2 protein-coding genes are annotated in these 807 nt (G+C 65.2%); both read left to right on the top strand.

The window, feature by feature from the left end; all coding sequences use genetic code 11:
- Positions 1 to 129, top strand: a 129-nt coding sequence (locus AC3WVS_RS31230) for an ABC transporter ATP-binding protein C-terminal domain-containing protein (RefSeq protein ID WP_492321732.1), incomplete at its 5' end; no start/stop codon positions are given.
- 16 nt (positions 130 to 145) lie between these two features.
- Positions 146 to 807, top strand: a 662-nt coding sequence (locus AC3WVS_RS31225) for an ABC transporter ATP-binding protein (RefSeq protein WP_492321731.1), incomplete at its 3' end; no start/stop codon positions are given.

Here is an 807-nt window from a genome sequence, read left to right as displayed (position 1 = left end):
GACAAGATCACCGTGCTGCAGCGTGGCGCGATCCTGGCCGAAGGCCCGTATGCCGAAGTGTCCAGGGACCCGCGCGTGATGGAGGCCTACATGGGCACCGTCGACGCGGAACTGCAGGGCGCGCACTGAGAGGGCCGGGGAACATATGACGACATCCAACACACCCGCGCTCGAGCTCAAGGGCCTGCACGCCTGGTACGGCGAATCGCACATCCTGCACGGCGTGGATTTGACCGTGAACCGCGGCGAAGTGGTCACGCTGCTGGGCCGCAACGGCGCTGGCCGCACCACCACGCTGCGCGCGATCATGGGACTGACCGGCGCGCGCAAGGGCTCGATCAAGGTCAATGGCCACGAGACCATCAGCCTGCCCACGCACAAGATCGCGCACTACGGCATTGGCTATTGCCCGGAAGAGCGGGCGATCTTCTCCAGCCTCTCATGCGAAGAGAACCTGATGCTGCCGCCGGTGCTGAAGGGCGCCGACACCAGCCAGGGCATGAGCGAATCCGATATCTACGAGATGTTCCCGAACCTGAAGGAGCGCCGCCAGAGCCAGGGCACGCGTCTTTCCGGCGGCGAGCAGCAGATGCTGGCGGTCGGGCGCATCCTGCGCACCGGCGCCAACCTGCTGCTGCTCGATGAAATCTCGGAAGGGTTGGCACCGGTGATCGTGCAGGCGCTCGCGCGCATGATCCTGATGCTCAAGCAGAAGGGGTACACGGTGGTGATGGTGGAGCAGAACTTCCGCTTCGCCGCGCCGCTGGCCGACCGCTTCTACGTGATGGAGCATGGCAGCATCGTCGA

Source organism: Cupriavidus sp. CPT47-8839-RL05A (assembly GCF_058792255.1).
Note: the sequence above shows the minus strand (reverse complement) of the source record. Positions and strands in the feature narration are given on the sequence as shown.